Origin of the sequence: Lactiplantibacillus xiangfangensis (genome assembly GCF_001438845.1) — a bacterium.
Classification (GTDB): Bacteria; Bacillota; Bacilli; order Lactobacillales; family Lactobacillaceae; genus Lactiplantibacillus; species Lactiplantibacillus xiangfangensis.
The window spans coordinates 22,429-41,014 of sequence record NZ_JQCL01000011.1 but is presented as its reverse complement, the minus strand read 5'-3'; the positions used below and the strand labels follow the sequence as shown (position 1 = coordinate 41,014).

Sequence of the window (18,586 nt, the reverse complement as noted above, 5' to 3'; positions counted from 1 at the left end):
TTCCTCCCCGAGAGCCTTTGACGTTTTATTAACAAGCTATGTTACTATCATAAGCGAGTAATGTAACAGAATTGTTGCAAACGTTTTGCGGTTCTATTAAGTATTAGATATTTCAAATGACAATTGTGTTATATTCAAGTATAAATTATGGTATTAAAAGAGGTCAGGAGGCGCTCGCAATGGCTTTTATGAAGTTAGACAACGGTGAGCTGTTGAAAAACATTCGTCAGTTTGCTAAGAAGAATGGGTTAACACTAGCAGAAGTGGCAACCTTGGCGGGATTAAGTGCTAGTGCCATTTATAGTTGGAAAAAACACACGCCCTCGGTGGGGACCCTTAAGGAAGTGGCCCAAGTCTTAGGCACCAGTTATACTAAATTAGTGGGTAAAGATAAGGTCAAAACGGAACGGACGCCCGCTTCGTCTGCCGTTGATTTGAAAAAAATTGTTGAAAATAATAAGAACCAGTTTGAATATGACGGGCAGCCAATTACGCCCGAACAGTTAAAAATCATTCGCAATGTGCTGAAATCGATGTTTAAAACGCCCCGACTTTAGTTTTGATTAAGGCGTGGTCATAATAAGTGCAACTCGTTGTGAGCTAGTGTAAAATACTGGTCAGTAATTCAAGTGAGCTTATGTAAAAAAAGACTAACAGAAACGCTTGACGGGTCGGCTCGCTTGACGGACAATAACTTCAACGTTGAACGAATTGGGAGATGGGTATTATATGAAGAAAGTTACTACTGCATTGGCAAAGAAAAATATTAACCAGTTGCTAACAATCGTTAATCAGGGCCACGATACAATTGAGGTGGAAAATCCCAATACCCAGGATTCGGCTGTCATGGTCAGCATGAAAGACTGGTTGCAGATCGTTGCCCAGTTAGCCAAGACGAACCATCACGATATGGAATTTAGTTAATAATTGAGATTAGGCTTGGAGTATAAGCATACTTCAAGTCTTTTTATTTTGTTTTTAATATTGTCCCGGTAGCTAAAAGTACTTATCATTTTTGGACAGAAAAATTGCTGTTAGTACTAAATGGTCTTTGGTATGATTAATGCTTATGGAATGGTGAAATAAAGTTTGCCTTTGCCAAATAACGACAATTGATAGTCGAATGCTGTTGGGGGAAGTATTTTGGGCGTATATTTTAGTAGGGTGGTTAAATCACGATTAATTAGCATCCTGTGGGTAGTGGGGACGTTTGCCGTTCTGGCGTTGATGACGATAGCACAAGTGCGACATCATCAGATGCTTGTAGATACTGATTTTATTTATCATATGAGTCGTATTGAAGCATTTTCGGAATCGGTGCGGGCTCATCAATGGTTTGATTTTAGAAATTTTGTAACGTTTAATCAGATTGGTGTTGCAAATAATTATTTTTATCCATACGTGTATTTCTGGCTGTGGAGTCTGCTGTATGTTTTCGTTGGTAATCCAATCTGGTCGTACTACATTGGACTGTTTTTAATTATGCTGACGGGACTAATGATTACGTACGTCAGTGTCTATTATTTTTCTAAGTCGCGATTCATCGGGTACCTTGTGGCGATTTTTCACATGACGACACCGTACCATGTGTTTTTATTGAACGGACAGTCAGTACTAGGGGAAGCGCTAGCAGCCACTTTTATCCCGTTGTATGTTTTGGGGGTGCGCGAGTTATTACGCGGATCGGTTAAACACTGGTGGTTAATCTCGGTGGCATTAGCACTAACTGCTTATGCCCATTTGCTAACTTTAGCGATTGAGGTAAGTTTGCTTTTAATCTTGTACTTACTATCTTTGCGCGGGGAGGAACAACGCTTACGGCGATTTATAAATTGTTTGAAAGCAGCTAGTCTATTTCTGGCGCTGACAAGCTTTTTCTGGGTCCCATTTGTGCAGATGCTTTTGCGAACGCCGATTCAAGCAACAATTAAAATTGCTGGTGTTGCCTGGTTAAACGACTTTGGAACAATGATTAATTTGATGCTAACGAACGGTTCGCTTAGTGGAATTACGGCCAACCCGGGAATTGTCGCACTTATTGCAGTGGGATTAACTATTGGATTTTGGCGGTACTTATTAGACGCTTATCGGATTGTGGCTATTGTAGGCATCGTTTTTCTATTGGGGTCAACGTCGCTCTTTCCGTGGGGAATGGTTCCGAATCAGATTCAAAATATGATACAGTTTCCTTACCGGCTGTATAGCCTAACAAGTTTTTGTCTAATCCTAACGGGTGCGCGAATTGTTGAGCAGTTGATCTCTCAAAATAGGAATCCGATTCAGTCGGATTACTTTAAAAAATGTACAACACTGGTACTGACTGGTACTTGCATCGTTTTATATGCGAGCATGCTGAATGTAAACTATCGTATCAAAGCTAGTAGTACACCATATACATCAGTAATCGCACCTAAGTTGAAGGATGCATTCAACGTTCGCTTTAGACTTGACCAGCATAATTATACGACGTTATTCAAGTCGCCCCGTACTTTTTTTGGAACAATCGACTATGCGCCGAAAACGACATGGCAAGGGGATTACCAGAAGTCACTGATTGCGCATAGCGTCTTGGTAGGGCGCAAAACCGTTCGGAGTACACATCATCAAAATGTTCAACAAATTACCTATCAATTTAAGCTCAAACGCGCAAGTCAAGTGGATGTGCCTGTTTTGCATTATGGGAGCGAAGTGGTGGTCGTTAATGGTCAGCACGTCAATGCGAAGTCTAGTAAGCGTGGGAGCACGTTGATTTTTGCCAGGGCGGGGAACAATACGGTAATGATTAGTGAGCCGCGGCCGGCGTCATTTGTCACATTATTAGGATTAAGTGTCGTTACTTGGATTGGTTTATTAGGAATCATCTTTCAAAAGTGGTGGGTTAAGAGACATTAAATAAGGAGTAACTAGTTGTGAGTGACCAGTGAGTTTGAACAGAAAAATAAGAAATGCTAGGAGTGTTAATTATTGGATCAACGAGTTAATGGGCAACGGCCACTATTGCGGGGAAGATTGTCAGTGCAGGATGGATTAATGTTAGGCTTTGTTTTAATCATTGCCGGATTAATAACTATTCCTATTTTTGCAGGTGGCTACTTTTCGATTTCTTGGGATGGTCGAATTCACTTAGCCCGTTTTCAGCAAATCGTGTGGGCGCTAAAAGCCCACCACTTACCATCGCTAGTTTCGTTTGTGGGTTTTGGGCAACAACTATCCACGCTTAACGGGATGTATCCATGGTTAACGGCTGGATTTTTCTTTTGGCCAAGCCTGTTCACGGATAATCCACTGCATGCCATAAAGTTGGGCTTTCTTGTAGTTAACTTCCTAACGGGGGTAACGGCGTTTATATTAATGCGAACAGTGACAAATAACCGTTATTACCAGTCTCTGGGAGTTTCATTGTACATGTTAAATACGTATCACTTAACCTTACTGTATGCTAGGGTCGATCTGGGAGAGGTTCTTGCCTATATCTTCTTGCCGCTCGTCATGTTAGGGTGTTTGCGAATCTGGCAATCACCGTGCTTGCGTTCAAAGGGCTGGTGCTGGTTAGCGGTAGGTATGATTGGTATCGCTAATAGTCACATTTTGTCGTTATTAATTGTGACTAGCCTACTGGTAGTGATGGAAATGGGGCGTCTGGTCTTGCGTCGCCTAACACGTGAGGAAATTACATCACTATTAGTAGCGGGTGGTGTTTCAATCCTAGGATCTTGCTACTCTTTGGGAAATATCATTTACATTGCTAGTCATAATCATTTGCTGGCACCCCAGTTGAAGATACTTCCAATTACGCCGAATATAGCAGTGGGTGCGCTACTATCTGGCGGGCTCAATGAGCGGTTTGATACTTGGAACGTTGGAATTGTGATGAGTACGTTGCTGATTGTTCAGTTGATAACCATTGCATTTTTAATGGTCAACCAGAAATCTGTGTATACTTGGCAAAAGTGGACCTGGGCTTCGCTAGTATTAACTGTTTTGCCCGTATCGTGGTGGCCATACCAGTTATTAGTGCAAACACCAGTAGCACTAATTCAATTTCCTGGACGATTATTGTCGATTGCAGGATTAGTTTTGGCGATTACAACGGTTTTGTATTTTAAGGAGCTAAAACTTCATCCTAAGATCGTTGTTGGGGTGCAAGTTGTATTAACATTGATGGCTTTACGGTCAGTCTACGATTATGCAGTGCTACCACAGGATACGCTTACCAATCCGGGACATGTCCAATTGACAAGGAAAAATTTGCAACAAGAGCTTTTAAATAATACTGCTTTAGGACAGGACTATCTCCCAGCTACGGCGGATTTGACCGTACCACGGGGATTGGTGATTAAGACTTCAAACGTTAAAGATAATCAGATTACGTACAATATTAAGGCAAGCCATGCGGGAAGCTATCGGTTACCAGTGGCATATTATCAAGGTATCTCATACCGAATCCGGTTGAATCAAAAGATCGTTAAAAGTTTAGATGCCCATCAGATGAAATTTGTTTTAAAACGGGGGGACAACGTCTTAACGGTCCAGTCAAATACACCAATGTTTGACTACGCTTTACTGGGAGTCAGTTTAGCCACGGCAATGGGATGCTTATTATACTTAGGGATTAGAATGAAGTTAACTTTATAGTACCAACTGCAACGTAATATAAATGGGATAAGACAGAAACACCCTACAATTGCTGAACAGATGAGTCCAATAATTGTAGGGTGTTTTAACGTTTATGAGCTTTTTTCTATTATAAAAGTGGAAACTTTTTCACGCTACGTTATCAATAACTATTGGTCAAGCGTCAATTTGCTACAAAATAATTCAGTTAAAGTGAACTTGCTTGGCTTAAAATCTGTTCCATTTGGCTATCGACGGTGTTGCCAATAGTCCAATCGCCTTGATTGACAAATAGTACAACTGCGACTTTGCCGTCAGTCGTGCCAACGTAGTAGCTTCGAAAATCATTATCGGCACCACCAATCCTAATAGTGTGGTCGCTACGGTAATAGATACCGCCGGAATAAATTGGCTTTAAATTATCAGTTAGTTCCATAAAGCCAGCGGTCGTATCGAGTTTGCCGGTGACTAGGCTATTGATAAAGGTGTAGTAGTCTTCAACACTGGCGTAGACGTTTCCACAGCCTAGTTCGCTAGAAAGTAACTTTGTGGAGATAGCATCGGCAGTGGATGTACCATCACTATAGGTGTAAGCGAGGGGCTTAAGCATATTGCTTGGAACCTGATTGTAGACAAAAGTATGTTTCATCCCCAATGGATTTAAAACATCTGTTTGCAGAGTAGACATAAAACTCTTACCAGTAATCTTGCTGACAATTCCAGCTAATAAGGTGAAGTTTGCGTTGGAGTAGCTCCAGACGTGCTGGTTAGTCGACTTTAAGTGCCGGATTGTGAAGTCGACTTCGGCAGTCTCACCGGTTAATAAGTGGTCAGGGATTGGTTCATCCATGCGAATACCAGAAGTATGGTCTAAAAGTTCACGGATCGTAATGTCACGAGCATAACGGACTTGTGGATAAAAGCGGCTTAGCGTGGTGTTCATCGTCAATTTGTGTTGATTAATAAGACGTTGAATAACTGCGCCCGTCAAAGCTTTTTCCAGGGAAGCCAGTGGATAAACTTCATCATTCGTATTCGCAATCTTTTTGGCAACGTTAGCGTCACCATAAGTGAAGACTTTAACTCCGGCTGGTCCGTTATTGGTCACGAGCAACGTTCCCATAAAGTGATTTTGTTTAATGATCGCATTGATTTTGGCAAGGGCTTGTTGAGCAGATAGCTTTTTTGCTGTTGACCCAGACTTAGTAATTAGTTTTACTACGGTTGGTGTAGTAACAGGCTTCTTGAATACTGGATCTTGTTTGATTGATTTGGCTGGTTGTGTCCCTCGTGTGACTGTGGTGATAGTTGGTTTAGTGGGCACAGTTTTGTTGATTGATTTTGGTTGTTGACTGATTGTTTTATGAGTAGCCGTGGTAACTTGTTTATTAAGAGTCGATTTCATAGTAACTTGAACCGCTTTTTTAGCAATAGGAACGGTGGGCGCTTCAGCAGTTGAGCGGGTAGTCGTGGTTTGAGCAAGCTTTAAAGGGGTTCGGGAAGTGACCACGGTACGTCCTGCTATTTTGGAGTTTGCAGTCGTTTTAATCTTCAGATTTATCGGGTGAGTGGTTTCTGGTTTAGTGCTCCGAGTGACGTCTGGACGTGTGCTTGTGTTCACCGGAGTATCCACTGATTTAGTGCTGTGCAATGATGATGCCGTTTTTGTAAGCGTCACTCTTGGAACAGCGTGGACAGTTACAGGCTTGTTGGATTTAACAATTGAGCGAGGTGCCGTGGCTTTAAGGACCTTTAAGTTAGTAGTCGGCTGAGGAGTCTTTTTTATTTTATTGTTGTTTACCTGCTGAACTTGTTTGGCAGATGTTGATTTAGTTGTGTGATCAATAGTAGACGGCACTGCTACTTTTGATTGGATAGGCTTTACAGTTAATTGCTTGGTTACGGGTTTCGGATGCTTAATAGTAGAACGTTGTGTCGTGATTTTGGTTACTTTCAATTTAGTCGGTTTTACGACTGCTTTTTCTGGCTTTTGTTTTCTTGAGTGACGAGCGCGGGTAGTAGTCGACCGTACCACTCGTTTTGAATGCGACTTTTTAGTATGTCGTATTTTTACATAACTTGTTCGGGATGCGGCGTTACCGATTTGTGGTACCGCTAAAATGGCACTCAGACTTAGTAGACCAACGATTAAACGTTGAGTAAATGGTTTTTGGGTCATAAAAAGATCCCCCTCTCTTTTATGACCCTAGTTATAGTGCCAATGTGTTTTAAAGTCACTCATCCGGGTATTTGTTGTTAATCTGACTAACATTAAATTTATATTGTGTTGATGAGACAAAGAAAGGTACGCCACAGAAATTGCAATAGTTCTGTGGCGTACCTTTTAATAAATATTTATTTAGCTAAACTTTCCGCAAACTTAGTCTTAATGTAGTCTGCTGAAACTTGGAGCTTTTTAAGTTCATCTTCGGTCAAGTCAAGTTGAATCTGTTCAACGATCCCGTCACGCCCAACGATGGCAGGGTAGGAGAGGTAAACACCGTATTCTTCACGGAAGTTTGAAACTGGTAATTCAGTCAACGCGTTGTTTAGAACCGTGTTGGCCAAGCGAACCGCTGCGGTTGCAACCCCAAAGCTCGTGTATTTCTTACCCTGGAAGACTTTGAAGCCACCTTCACGCGCCTGTTTATCTAATTTTTCAAGATCCAGGTTCTTTTCTTTAGCAACTTCACTGATTGGATGACCTAACACCCGCACCGTTGACCATGCTGTAAATTGGGAATTACCGTGTTCACCTAAGTTATAACCGGCAACTGAACGCGAATCAATATGTAATTCATCTGCGACCGCGTGCTTCATTCGAGCTGAATCAAGTAAAGTTCCAGTTCCAATGACGTGTTTCTTTGGTAAACCAGTCACTGATTGGTAAATGGAAGTGATTACGTCCACGGGGTTCGTGATGGCAACGATGATACCATTGAAGCCACTGGCCTTAATTTTAGCGGCGACGTCTTTAACTTGTGCACTAGTAAAGGGGAGCTCTGCGAAGCGGTCGTTGTTAGGGTTATCTTGTAACTTAATGTCACCTAAAGCGGAAATAATGACGTCGGCGTCTTTTAAAGCGCTGTAGTCATTAACGGTGATGTTGGTATGGAATGGCAGGTTAGGCATGGCGTCTTGTAAATCAATGGCGTCCGCGACGACCTTTCCTTCGTTAGGATCGATTAAGACTAAGTCGTCGGCGAAGCCGTTAGCGACGATGTAATGGGCTGCGGCGTCACCAACGTGGCCTAGTCCGATAACTGCAAGTTTACGTGACATATAATAAGCACTCCTTTAATTTTTAAGTTCTTACTAATTAAATTACCATTTTTCTAATCATTTTGAAATAGTTTTTTGAACAAACTTCAAAATCATATTCGCGGAAAGTTAAATAGGGTATAATTAGTGCATTAAGGATTTGTTACTTAGAGGGGGCGTGGCGGTGTTTAAACGCTTGAGAGAGTCTGCGTTAATGTTTTGGTCGTTAGAAATTTTAATTGTGGCGACTTTGATCTGGGTTTGCACGAACATTGGGTTCCTATTTCATCCCATCGGCGTTTTTTTAAGCGTTGTGTTCATGCCAATCGTCATTTCAGGATTTTTATTTTACATGCTGAACCCGTTAGTTAAGACGCTAACGCGGATCCACTATAAAAAGTTTCGCATTTCAAGAACTGGTGCGGTTGCCATCGTATTCGTGCTATTATTCGGGTTACTCGCTTGGGGTGCCGTTTCTTTGATTCCGCGGTTAGTGACTCAGGTGACGCAGTTAATTTATAATTTGCCAAGCATTGCGACTGAGATGCAAAAAGCCGCAACTGAACTGATCAGCAATAGTTCAGTTTTGAAAAAGGTGGACGTTTCTTCCTATATGAAGCAGTTCAACGTGGAAATTAGTAAGTACGCGCAAAACTTCTTGTCATCATTATCCAGTAGTATCGTTACGGTTATTTCAACCATTACCAGTGTGACGATTATGGCTATCACGATTCCAGTTGTGTTGTTCTACATGTTAAAGGACAGTGAAAAATTTATTCCGGCCATTAGTCGGTTCTTGCCGCGCAAGCAGCGTCCAGAAGTGGTTGGCTTGATTCAGAAGATGGGCGATACGATTTCTAGTTACATCAGTGGTCAAGTGATCGAATGTATCTTCGTTGGGACGTTTACGGCGATTGGTTATATGTTAATTGGCCAGCCGTACGGGTTATTGCTCGGAGTGATTGCTGGGTTAGCCAATATTATCCCGTACTTAGGCCCCTACATCGGGATTGCGCCGTCACTGATTGTGGCGTTTACCCGTTCACCAATGCAGGTCGTGTACGTGGTCATCGTCGTGGTCATCGTTCAACAGGTCGACGGCAACTTGATCTACCCTAACATCATTGGCCGGACGCTAAAAATTCATCCCCTGACCATCATTATCCTATTGTTAGCCGCCGGCAATATTGCGGGAATTTTAGGGATGGTCCTGGCGATTCCGTTTTACGCGGTCGTTCGGACGGTGGTTGTTTACCTATATAATATCGTTGAGTTACGCAACGCAGAACGTATGCGCATGCAAACGACGGTTTACCGGCCCCAACCAGCAAAAGCCACTAAGCTGGATTTGCCAGCGGGGAAGAAGAAAAAATAAAATTGTTGTCATAAAAATATCCATTCAGAAATGTTCTGCTTTCTGAATGGATATTTTTCTATTGCTTGGGGTCGAAACGTGCGGCAAAAGGCAATTTGTGGGCATTAACCGCCTTTTTTCGCACTCTTATTTAGGGTCCACCGCGTGCCCGCCGAATTCGTTCCGCAAAGCGGCGACCACTTTACCTGTAAACGTGTCGTCACTGAGCGAGCGGTAGCGCATCATGAGGGCCATCGCGATGACTGGTGTCGCAACTTGCTGGTCTAGGGCCGTATCCAAAGTCCAGCGTCCCTCACCAGAGGAGTGCATCACGCCCTTGATTGTATCCAAGTTCGCGTCATCGTTGAAGGCGTCTTCGGCTAAGCCCATCAGCCAGCTACGAATCACGGAGCCGTTGTTCCAGACCTTTGCAACGGCGGCGTTGTCGTAGTTGTAGGGACTGTGCTGTAAAACGTCGAACCCTTCACCGATGGATGCCATCATCCCGTATTCGATGCCGTTATGCACCATCTTTAAGTAGTGTCCACTACCAACGGGACCGGTGTATAAGTAACCGTCTGGTGCGGAAATCGCTTTGAATAGGGGTTCGACGGTCTTAAACACAGCGGGATTGCCGCCAATCATAAAGTTTCCTTGGTGACGCGCACCGGCTTGTCCGCCTGAAGTGCCCACGTCTAAAAAGTGAATGCCTTGAGCCGCCAGTATCTTGGCGTGGGCAATGCTGTCTTTGTAAAACGAGTTGCCGCCATCGAGGACGACGTCACCAGCTTGTAGCGTGGTTGCGAGCTGGTCAATTACGTGGGCCGTGGGTGCGCCGGCGGGAATCATGAGCCAAATTGTTCTGGGCGTCGGTAACTGGGCCAATAAGTTAGTTAAGTCCGTTGCGGTAGCTAGGCCGTTCGTTTTAGCGGTTGTTAAGTTGGTGGCACTAAGGTCCGTGCCGACGGGATGATGCCCGTTTTCTTGCATATTTAACGCGAGGTTCATACCCATTTTTCCTAAACCAATTAATCCGATTTTCATAGTAATAACCTTCTTTTCTTTTTATCTTCGCCACTATTATCGTAAAATTATTTTCAAAAGTCAAGTAATAATATGTAAAATATTTTCATCGAGAAGCGAATTAAGGTGAGGTTAACGGGTGAGACTGGATTTTTTGCGCAAAAATCAGTAGAATATGTAAGGCTATGTTTTTTACAAACGGGGATTTCTCGTTTTGCACGTTGAATATAAATGGATGTTTATTGAAAGGATTTATTAATGAATAAAACAGAACTTGAAGCCGCGGTCGATACCCGGCGAACTTTTGCAATTATTTCTCACCCGGATGCCGGGAAGACGACCATTACTGAACAAATGTTATTGTTCGGTGGGGTGGTCCGCCAAGCAGGGACGGTTAAAGCCCGTAAGAGTGGCAGTTTTGCCAAGTCTGACTGGATGGAAATTGAAAAGAAGCGTGGGATTTCCGTCACGAGTTCCGTCATGCAATTTGATTATGACGGTAAGCGGATCAACATTTTGGATACTCCTGGACATGAGGATTTCTCTGAAGATACGTACCGGACGCTGATGGCGGTCGATTCAGCTATCATGGTCATCGACTCCGCTAAGGGGATCGAACCACAAACGAAGAAGTTATTCCAAATTTGTAAGATGCGTGGGATTCCGATTTTCACCTTTATGAACAAGTTGGACCGTGATGGTCGCGAACCACTCGACTTATTAAATGAACTTGAAGAAGTCTTGGGCATTGAAACTTACCCGATGAACTGGCCCATGGGGATGGGTAAGGGATTAAAGGGTTTATATGACCGGTACAATCACCGCGTGGAACTTTACCATAACGAAGCACACGGCGAAACCTTCTTACCATTAGATAAAGATGGTAAATTGGATTCAAGTAACGAGTTAACCAAGGACAGTATTTATCGCGATACCCTTGAAGAAATGGAACTGATTGAAGAGGCTGGGAACGAATTCGATGAGGCCAAAGTGGCGTCCGGTGATATGACCCCCGTCTTCTTTGGTTCAGCGTTGACCAATTTCGGGGTTGAAACGTTCTTAAAGACGTACTTGCAATACGCTCCAAAGCCGTCCGCCCATAAAACGCGCGAAGATGAAATCGTACAGCCAACTGACGAACAGTTCTCTGGTTTTGTGTTTAAGATTCAAGCGAACATGAACCCCAATCACCGGGACCGAATCGCGTTTGTTCGAATCTGTTCAGGTGAATTCGACCGTGGGATGGACGTCTTTTTACAGCGAACGGGGAAGAAGATGCGGCTTAATAACTCGACGCAGTTCATGGCGGATACGCGTGAAACGGTTGAAACTGCCGTTGCGGGTGATATTGTTGGACTTTACGATACGGGTAACTTCCAAATTGGGGACACGATCTACGCCGGCAAACACGCTGTTCAGTTCGAAAAGCTCCCACAATTTACCCCGGAACTCTTTATGCGGGTAACGGCGAAAAACGTGATGAAGCAAAAGTCATTCCATAAAGGGATTGAACAATTGGTTCAAGAAGGGGCCGTTCAGCTTTACACGTCGTATTCAACTGGGGACTATATTCTGGGTGCCGTTGGGCAACTTCAATTTGAAGTGTTCAAATTCCGGATGTTGAACGAATATAACTCGGAAGTTGTGATGGAGCCATTGGGCAATAAGACGGCCCGTTGGATTGATCCGGAACAATTGGATGAAAAGATGTCCAGTTCACGGAACTTATTAGTGAAAGATCGTGCGGGGGCGCCGTTGTTCTTGTTTGAAAACGCGTTTGCGGAACGTTGGTTTGCTGATAAGTATCCCGATGTCAAATTAACGGCAAAACTTTAAAAAAAGTGAACCGTTGAGGAATCGCTTTCATTGCGATAATCATAAGGGTCAGCCGCTTGAATAAAGTTGGCTGGCTTTTTTTACGGTTTCATCCGTTCGTTTCCATGGTAAACTAGGACTATTGTTCTGGTTACAGTTCGGCTGTAACCTTGTTTTTTAGATTAGGAGGCTTTTTTTCTTGAACCTTGTGATTGCGTTACTCCCCGCACTTGGATGGGGATTGAATCCATTATTGATTTCAAAAATTGGCGGTAAGCCCGTCAATCAAACTTTAGGTACCGGAATTGGTGCTTTGATCGTCGGGATCATTGTGCAAATGATGTATACACCCCACGTCGCAACGTCAACTTTTATCCTGAGTGCCTTTTCGGGGGCTTTCTGGGTACTCGGTCAAATCGGGCAGTACACGGCGTATAGCCGGATGGGCGTTAGTTCCACCATGCCGATCTCGACCGGGGTCCAACTGGTCGGAACGTCGGTCATTGGGGTATTGATGTTCGGTGAATGGAGCGGTGTTGGTGCCAAAATCGTGGGCTTTGCGGCCATTATCTTGATGATTATTGGGGTCACCATGACCGCCGTGACGGATAATTCCGAGAGTCGCGCCGGTTTAGCCAGTGGTTTAGCCGTCTTATTGCCGACGACGGTTGGTTACTGGATCTACAGTGCGCTACCAAAAGCGGTTTCCGCTTCAGGTGTTGCCATCTTTTTCCCACAGATGCTTGGGATGTGTTTAGCGGCGTTGCTCTACGCGTTAATTGGTGGCAAAGGGCTCTCGGCATTTAAGGAACGGACGAGTTGGCTGAATGCGTCTGCCGGGATGATTTTCGGTGTCTCCGCGTTAGCGTACATCTTTTCGGCGAAAGCTAATGGGGTAGCAACGGCCTACGTGATTACCCAGTTGAGTGTCGTGATTTCGACCTTGGGTGGCATGTTAGTTTTACACGAACACAAAACAAAACGTGAACTATCACTGACGTTAATTGGCTTAGGTTTAATTGTCGTGGGTAGTGTGATGACGGCCTTTTTAGGCTAAAGATAGGATACAAAACAAACAACGGTTAGGGAGAATCATCCTTAGCCGTATTTTTGTGCCGTCAAATCATTTTTAAACTGATGCGATTAAGCAACTATCTGAACTAAACGTCAATGGTGGGGATTGATATTAATTTGGTTTTACAATGACACTAGTTTTTTAATGATGGGGGGATCAGTATGATGAGGTGGAAACAATGGATGATGGGCGTCATGGTTAGCGGTGGTGTGTTACTTGGGGGCCGTACGACGGTAATGGCGGCACAGTTACCCGCGGCAAGTTCCGGAAATGTCACCCAGGTCGCGCCTCAAGCAGCGCGACTTAAGGCGGGAAAGTCAAAGAAGGTAGCGGTGCGCGCCAAGGTGCGTAAAAAAGGCACTAAAGCCACAGCAAAAACGGCTACTTCGTCACGGAAAGTAACTAGTTCAACGAAACAACCGGTACAGTCCAAAAAGGTCGCTGCTAAGTCAACTAAACCGAAAAAGCGGGCAACGGTCACGGTTAAAAAGAAGCGGACGCCGACTGCCAAGTCTAAGGCGGGAACGGTCAAATACGTCTCACTAGTTGGGCGTGGGCGCTATACCAAGCCCCACATCCACTTTAAACCGACGCCCGAATATTTGAAGACGCAGGGGATTCAGAACAAACCTAGCACGATCAAAAGTGCGGGTGGTTATTTAGATCACTACGGGTTTAAAACGAGCTTGTACTTACCACAAGCACTTAACGGACGGGATTTAAGCGTGCCACAAAGCGCCGCCTTTTCCGCCGACAATCGCTACCTGTACGTGATGTACGTCAACGGCAAGCAACCGACGAACCACTACCAAGACGGTTGGGCCGTTCGGTACGATTGGACCAAACTGATGGCGTTAGGAGCCAACCAGTCTGGGAAAATGGGGATGTTGCGGACGGCAGCGGCTGACCAGGCGCAAGGAAAATTAACCAAGCTCGACCGGAAAGTCTTGGCTTGCATCAAAGTAGGCCCAGTGTTTAACTCGGGCCACGCCCAATCATTAGCGCTTAACCCGAAAACGAACCAGTTCTGGTTCGTGAAGTCTTATGACCAGGAGACGCCTAATGAAATGGTGGAGTTGAATCCGAAGACGCTCTTGCCCGCCGCAACGGTGACCTACCATTCAGATGGCGCTAACTTAGGGGCCGTATTAACGTTTGACAACCAGGGCAACGCCTATTACTGGACTCACGCTAAGGTTGCCACTAAAAAGGCACCGTTGGGAGCGGTTCGGATTTACCGCGGTCAGGTTTCCACGAAGGGCATCAAATACCGTTTGATTTCACAAGGCTTAGCGACTGATCCGGGCTTCTACGTTCAGTCGATGGGGTACGACGGTGCCAATGGCCGGCTGTACTTAGTCTCTGACGAGAGCATCACGTCGTTGCCATTAGCCGACTTGGGTCATTTAAAAACCAGTGAGGTTGGCGAAAATAATTTTAACGCGCACCGTGAATTCGAAGGCTTGTTCTTCATGCATCATTCGTCAAACGGCTTCCTGTTAACGAACAAGGGTAGCGAAGTCATGCAATTAGTTCAATCATAAATTTCCCGTAGCACACCGGGTTTGCCTAAAAAACGCACTGAATTTTCGTTCAGTGCGTTTTTTGATGATTCAATTTTAATAGGGTGGGTTCAGCTGGGTCAAGTAGCGACCGGGTAAGTAGCCCCGCCCCTTTAGACGATACCAAACGACGCCGTTATCATCGGCTAGCCGTTCGATAAGGGTGACGGTTTCACCGTGTTCAACGGTCGTTAAGTAACGGCCGTACGGTTCGAGGTACGTGTGGACCTGTTTGCCGGGAACGAAACTAACCACGCCGGTTTGTTTAACCCGCTGTTTAGTTTGTGCACGGTAGCCGGCTGGTAATTGGGGAAGTAACGCGACCCCGGTCGTCAACTGAACGTGTTGTTCGGCGATCCACTGGTCATCCCCGATGGCGTACCAAGTAGTGTGATCCGTTAAGCGGACCCGCATATACGTCTTATAAGTACTGCCAGGTTGTAACTTCGTCAGGTAATCCGTGGTGGTTGCGCCGGGATAAGGGTAGACGGCGGTTAACGTTTTGATCTGAACAAACCCGGTACTGAGGTCAGTTTGTTGCCAGTTCTGATTGCGGTAAAAAAAGAGCACCGTTTTAGAAGTGGTGGTGTATTCGCCGGTCAAGTCACCGACGGAGCGAAGTAGTTTGAACCCCGCGACGGTTGGCGCCTTGACTTGGTATGGGGTTCCCAGTTGACCACGGTACATTGTCGGCCGACCGATTAATTGGCGTTGGTCAATGTCGTAGGCGTAGACCCAAACGGGCTGGCCAGCCTGACGTTCATATGTCAGGACGATCCGCGCTTGCGGTTTCGTAAACCAGCGGGTCAAGCCGTCGATGTGGACTAAGTGGTAACCCGCAATGCTCACATCCGGCAAATGAATCTCTTCGCCGACAGTACCGGCAATCATGTCAGGCGTTTGAATCTCGTTACCATCTGCGTCGAGGTGGTGCACTAAAATCAGTGCGTCGGTATGGTTCACACTGAGTGGGTTGGCACTGTCAGGTTCTGTAGCAGTAATGCTGGTTGCGGATCGGTCATCGTTAGTAGTCCGATTGAGTGCTCGCAACATGGTTTTCAAGCGGTCGAGAATCGACACGGGACCACTCCTTTCACTAATAAATTAATTATACCTAGTATAACGCATTCCCCGTCTAAGCAACACGACTTAAGCAAAATGTAAAATACGACGTCTGCCAAACGTGTATACTGATATTTAATAGGGGGAAAGTACGTTGAATTTAAAACAATTACGCTATTTTTTAGCAGTGGCCGAAGAGGGCCAGATGACCGCCGCGGCTAAACGGCTACACGTGGCCCAACCGCCACTGAGTTATCAAATCAAACAGTTGGAATTGGAACTGGGAGTCCCGTTATTCAAACGGCTGCCCCAGGGGGTCGTTGTGACCGCTGCGGGAGAGTTACTAGTCGGTTATGCGCAGCAGTTAACCCAGCTGTCAGCGACTGCCGAAAATAAGGTTCGCGCGCTAGCACACGGCATTACGGGAACCCTTAACTTAGGGACTGTCTCTTCATCGGCCGGGGTGATCCCTAACCCGGCGCTAGCTAAGTGGTTAAAGGCGCATCCGGACGTTCAGTTGGCCGTGACGGAAGGTAATACGTACGAATTATTAGACGATTTACATAAACGGTTACTGGACGTCGCCGTGTTACGCACGCCATTTAATCAACAACACTTAGTCTGCCGTTTCTTTGCCAGCGAGCGGATGGTGGCGGTGTTGCCGCAACACTATACGCAGTTTAGCAACCGCCGCCAGTTACGACTAAGTGACTTAGCGACGTTACCATTGATTAAGTACCGCCGTTTCAACGAATTGTTTCACGTCGCCTTTCTAGAACAGTCGTTTGAGCCGCAGTTCGTGATGACTTGCGATGACGCGCGCACCGCGATGCACTGGGCGAACCACCAGATGGGCGTGGCTTTGGTTCCCCGCAGCTTAGCCGAAACGTATCGCGGTGACCACGTCTTGATTCGGTCGTTAGCGGATCGTCGCTTTGAAACGCGGTTAGCGCTGACAACGACGCCTGAATCGCTGGCAACGCCATTGGTTGCGGGCTTTATGGCCCAATTCGATCAGGCGGAACAGTTAGACTAATTTCAAAAGGAACCTATCTAATTTTTTAATACCAAATAAAACTGATTTGTTGCTATGACAGTGATGAAAGTGTTATCACACACAATCGAGATTAATTGTGAGTGATTGGCCGAAACCAGTCAAGACCTTGCCACTGTAAGGATAATTACAACTATTTGTAACCATTAGTGACTGGAGTAATTAAATGGTACACTAGCAATTGAAATTTAAAAGATGAAGGTGAAACACGTGATTTATTCATTATTATTGATGCTGGGCGTTGGAGTGCTTGCCGGTGTTTTTGGGGCAATTTTAGGAATCGGTGGAGGGATGATTATTACCCCCATTTTGACCCTTGCCATGGGCTTGGATATTAAGTACGCCATTGGGGCCAGTATTATCGCCGTGATTGCGACGAGTTCGGGATCCACGATTGCTTACTTGAAGGATGAAATGTTGAACTTGCGGGTGGCGATGTTTTTAGAAATCGCCACGACCGTGGGAGCCGTGTTAGGGGCGGTGTTAACCGGAATGTTCAACGCGACGTTCCTGTTCTTCTTGTTTGGCGCATTGCTAATTTTTACAACGTATAATATGATTCGCAAGTTAATGAACAAAAATAGTGACGCTGAAAATGTTAAGGCGGACCGCATTGCGACGGAACTAAATTTGAACGGCACGTATTATGATAAGGCCCTTAATAAGCAAGTGGATTATCAAGTACAAAACGTTCCCGGTGGGTTTGCAATGATGTTCGGTGCCGGTTTAGCCAGTGGCCTACTTGGAATTGGGAGTGGGGCGTTTAAAGTGCTAGCGATGGATACCATCATGCACATGCCGCTCAAGCCATCCTCCGCAACCTCTAACTTAATGATGGGGGTAACGGCGGCTGCCAGCGCGATGGTGTACTTCTTTAATGGCTCCATTAAAGCGGGCATCGCTGCGCCGTTGGCTATCGGCATCCTGGTCGGTGCGCTGATTGGGACGCGGATCATGCAACACCTAAAGCCACGCTTGATTCGGATGATTTTTGTGCCCGTCATGCTGTACCTAGGGGTTCAAATGATTCTTAAAGGATTTGGGGTGACGATCTAATGGAAAAGAAACCGACTAAAGCACAAGAAATGCATCAAGTTGAACTGATCATTGGTCAAATCTTACGCATTGGGGTCGTGCTATCCGCTACGGTCATCAGTATTGGCATTATCATGATGCTCATTCAGGGCACTGGGGGGTATCCGAACGGGGTGCAACCGAATAGTTTTGGCGCCATCTTTAGTGGCATCGTTCAGTTAAAACCATTCGCCGTCATTATGTTAGGGCTATTTCTACTTATCTTGACGCCAACGTTACGGGTTGCCGTTTCCATCTACGCCTTTGCCGTTGAAAAGGATCACCTGTACGTCTGGATTACCACAGTTGTTTTAATCATTTTGCTCGTGGCTTCCGTGATTGGTTACATGGGACGCTGAGGATAAAGATATTTAAGTGAATTTATTAATAAGAGAATGCTGAAAATAAATTGGCATTCTTTTTTGTTTGCCCATTTTTGGCTGTTTTAACTAACGCTGAAACCGCATTTTTAGGTCGATTTTTGGGTAATGTGATTATTTATTAAGAAAAGGGAACGGACGACTTAGAATTCGCCTCCTGAAATTTATATTGCTTTGAAAGGCTGTCGTATAGGCGCTCCTAAATGCTAACAAGTGCTTGGATAATTACAAATAAATTGAATCAGTAAATTAATTATGACGAAATAATGATAAAAATTAGAATTTAGCATTGATTTTAATTTATTTATAATA

At 45.0% G+C, this 18,586-nt stretch carries 15 protein-coding genes; 11 read left to right on the top strand and 4 right to left on the bottom strand.

Features of this window, described 5'->3' with window-relative positions; all coding sequences use genetic code 11:
- Positions 1-179: 179 nt before the first annotated feature.
- The 4 genes from IV64_RS01035 (at position 180) to IV64_RS01020 (ending at position 4,635) form a co-directional block, all read left to right on the top strand.
- Complete coding sequence (locus tag IV64_RS01035) at positions 180-557, top strand: helix-turn-helix domain-containing protein (RefSeq protein WP_057705307.1); 378 nt, start codon at positions 180-182, stop codon at positions 555-557.
- 172 nt (positions 558-729) lie between these two features.
- Entirely contained in the window at positions 730-924 is a 195-nt protein-coding gene (locus IV64_RS01030) for a type II toxin-antitoxin system Phd/YefM family antitoxin (protein WP_057705306.1), read from the top strand.
- A 219-nt stretch (positions 925-1,143) separates the two neighbouring features.
- A complete protein-coding gene (locus IV64_RS01025; protein WP_157060966.1) occupies positions 1,144-2,892 on the top strand; it encodes a 6-pyruvoyl-tetrahydropterin synthase-related protein in 1,749 nt (582 codons plus the stop codon).
- A 72-nt stretch (positions 2,893-2,964) separates the two neighbouring features.
- Positions 2,965-4,635, top strand: coding sequence for a hypothetical protein (locus IV64_RS01020; protein ID WP_057705304.1), 1,671 nt, complete (start codon positions 2,965-2,967; stop codon positions 4,633-4,635).
- Between the two features lie 187 nt (positions 4,636-4,822).
- Here IV64_RS01020 and IV64_RS14490 read toward each other — a convergent pair whose 3' ends face one another.
- Together IV64_RS14490 and IV64_RS01010 are read right to left on the bottom strand one after the other, a co-directional pair.
- A complete protein-coding gene (locus IV64_RS14490) occupies positions 4,823-6,019 on the bottom strand; it encodes a serine hydrolase domain-containing protein (protein WP_162261249.1) in 1,197 nt (398 codons plus the stop codon).
- A 950-nt stretch (positions 6,020-6,969) separates the two neighbouring features.
- On the bottom strand, positions 6,970-7,896 hold the full coding sequence (locus IV64_RS01010) for an L-lactate dehydrogenase (RefSeq protein WP_057705302.1): 927 nt from the start codon (positions 7,894-7,896) through the stop codon (positions 6,970-6,972).
- Between the two features lie 163 nt (positions 7,897-8,059).
- Here IV64_RS01010 and IV64_RS01005 point away from each other — a divergent pair, with 163 nt between their 5' ends.
- On the top strand, positions 8,060-9,250 hold the full coding sequence (locus IV64_RS01005; protein ID WP_057705301.1) for an AI-2E family transporter: 1,191 nt from the start codon (positions 8,060-8,062) through the stop codon (positions 9,248-9,250).
- Between the two features lie 126 nt (positions 9,251-9,376).
- On the opposite strand, the gene gnd is transcribed toward IV64_RS01005, so the two are convergent.
- Positions 9,377-10,273, bottom strand: a complete 897-nt coding sequence (gnd, locus tag IV64_RS01000; RefSeq protein WP_057705300.1) for a phosphogluconate dehydrogenase (NAD(+)-dependent, decarboxylating) — start codon at positions 10,271-10,273, stop codon at positions 9,377-9,379.
- 237 nt (positions 10,274-10,510) lie between these two features.
- Between gnd and IV64_RS00995 the strand changes: the two genes are divergently transcribed.
- The 3 genes from IV64_RS00995 to IV64_RS00985 all read left to right on the top strand — a co-directional run bounded on the left by IV64_RS00995 (position 10,511) and on the right by IV64_RS00985 (position 14,686).
- Positions 10,511-12,088, top strand: coding sequence for a peptide chain release factor 3 (locus IV64_RS00995; protein WP_057705299.1), 1,578 nt, complete (start codon positions 10,511-10,513; stop codon positions 12,086-12,088).
- A gap of 178 nt (positions 12,089-12,266) precedes the next feature.
- Complete coding sequence (locus IV64_RS00990; RefSeq protein ID WP_057705298.1) at positions 12,267-13,124, top strand: GRP family sugar transporter; 858 nt, start codon at positions 12,267-12,269, stop codon at positions 13,122-13,124.
- Positions 13,125-13,303: 179 nt separating this feature from the next.
- A complete protein-coding gene (locus tag IV64_RS00985) occupies positions 13,304-14,686 on the top strand; it encodes a hypothetical protein (protein WP_157060965.1) in 1,383 nt (460 codons plus the stop codon).
- Between the two features lie 75 nt (positions 14,687-14,761).
- Here the strand turns inward: IV64_RS00985 and IV64_RS00980 are convergent, their stop codons facing one another.
- Positions 14,762-15,784: a MucBP domain-containing protein gene (locus tag IV64_RS00980; protein ID WP_057705296.1), complete on the bottom strand. Its 1,023-nt coding sequence runs from the start codon at positions 15,782-15,784 to the stop codon at positions 14,762-14,764.
- A 136-nt stretch (positions 15,785-15,920) separates the two neighbouring features.
- Here IV64_RS00980 and IV64_RS00975 point away from each other — a divergent pair, with 136 nt between their 5' ends.
- The 3 genes from IV64_RS00975 (at position 15,921) to IV64_RS00965 (ending at position 18,253) form a co-directional block, all read left to right on the top strand.
- Positions 15,921-16,802 (top strand): LysR family transcriptional regulator, encoded by an 882-nt coding sequence (locus IV64_RS00975; protein WP_057705295.1) that lies wholly within the window; start codon positions 15,921-15,923, stop codon positions 16,800-16,802.
- 228 nt (positions 16,803-17,030) lie between these two features.
- A complete protein-coding gene (locus tag IV64_RS00970) occupies positions 17,031-17,876 on the top strand; it encodes a sulfite exporter TauE/SafE family protein (RefSeq protein ID WP_157060964.1) in 846 nt (281 codons plus the stop codon).
- Positions 17,876-18,253: a DUF1634 domain-containing protein gene (locus tag IV64_RS00965; protein WP_057705293.1), complete on the top strand. Its 378-nt coding sequence runs from the start codon at positions 17,876-17,878 to the stop codon at positions 18,251-18,253. The genes IV64_RS00970 and IV64_RS00965 overlap by 1 nt, the downstream gene beginning before the upstream one ends.
- Positions 18,254-18,586: the final 333 nt, after the last annotated feature.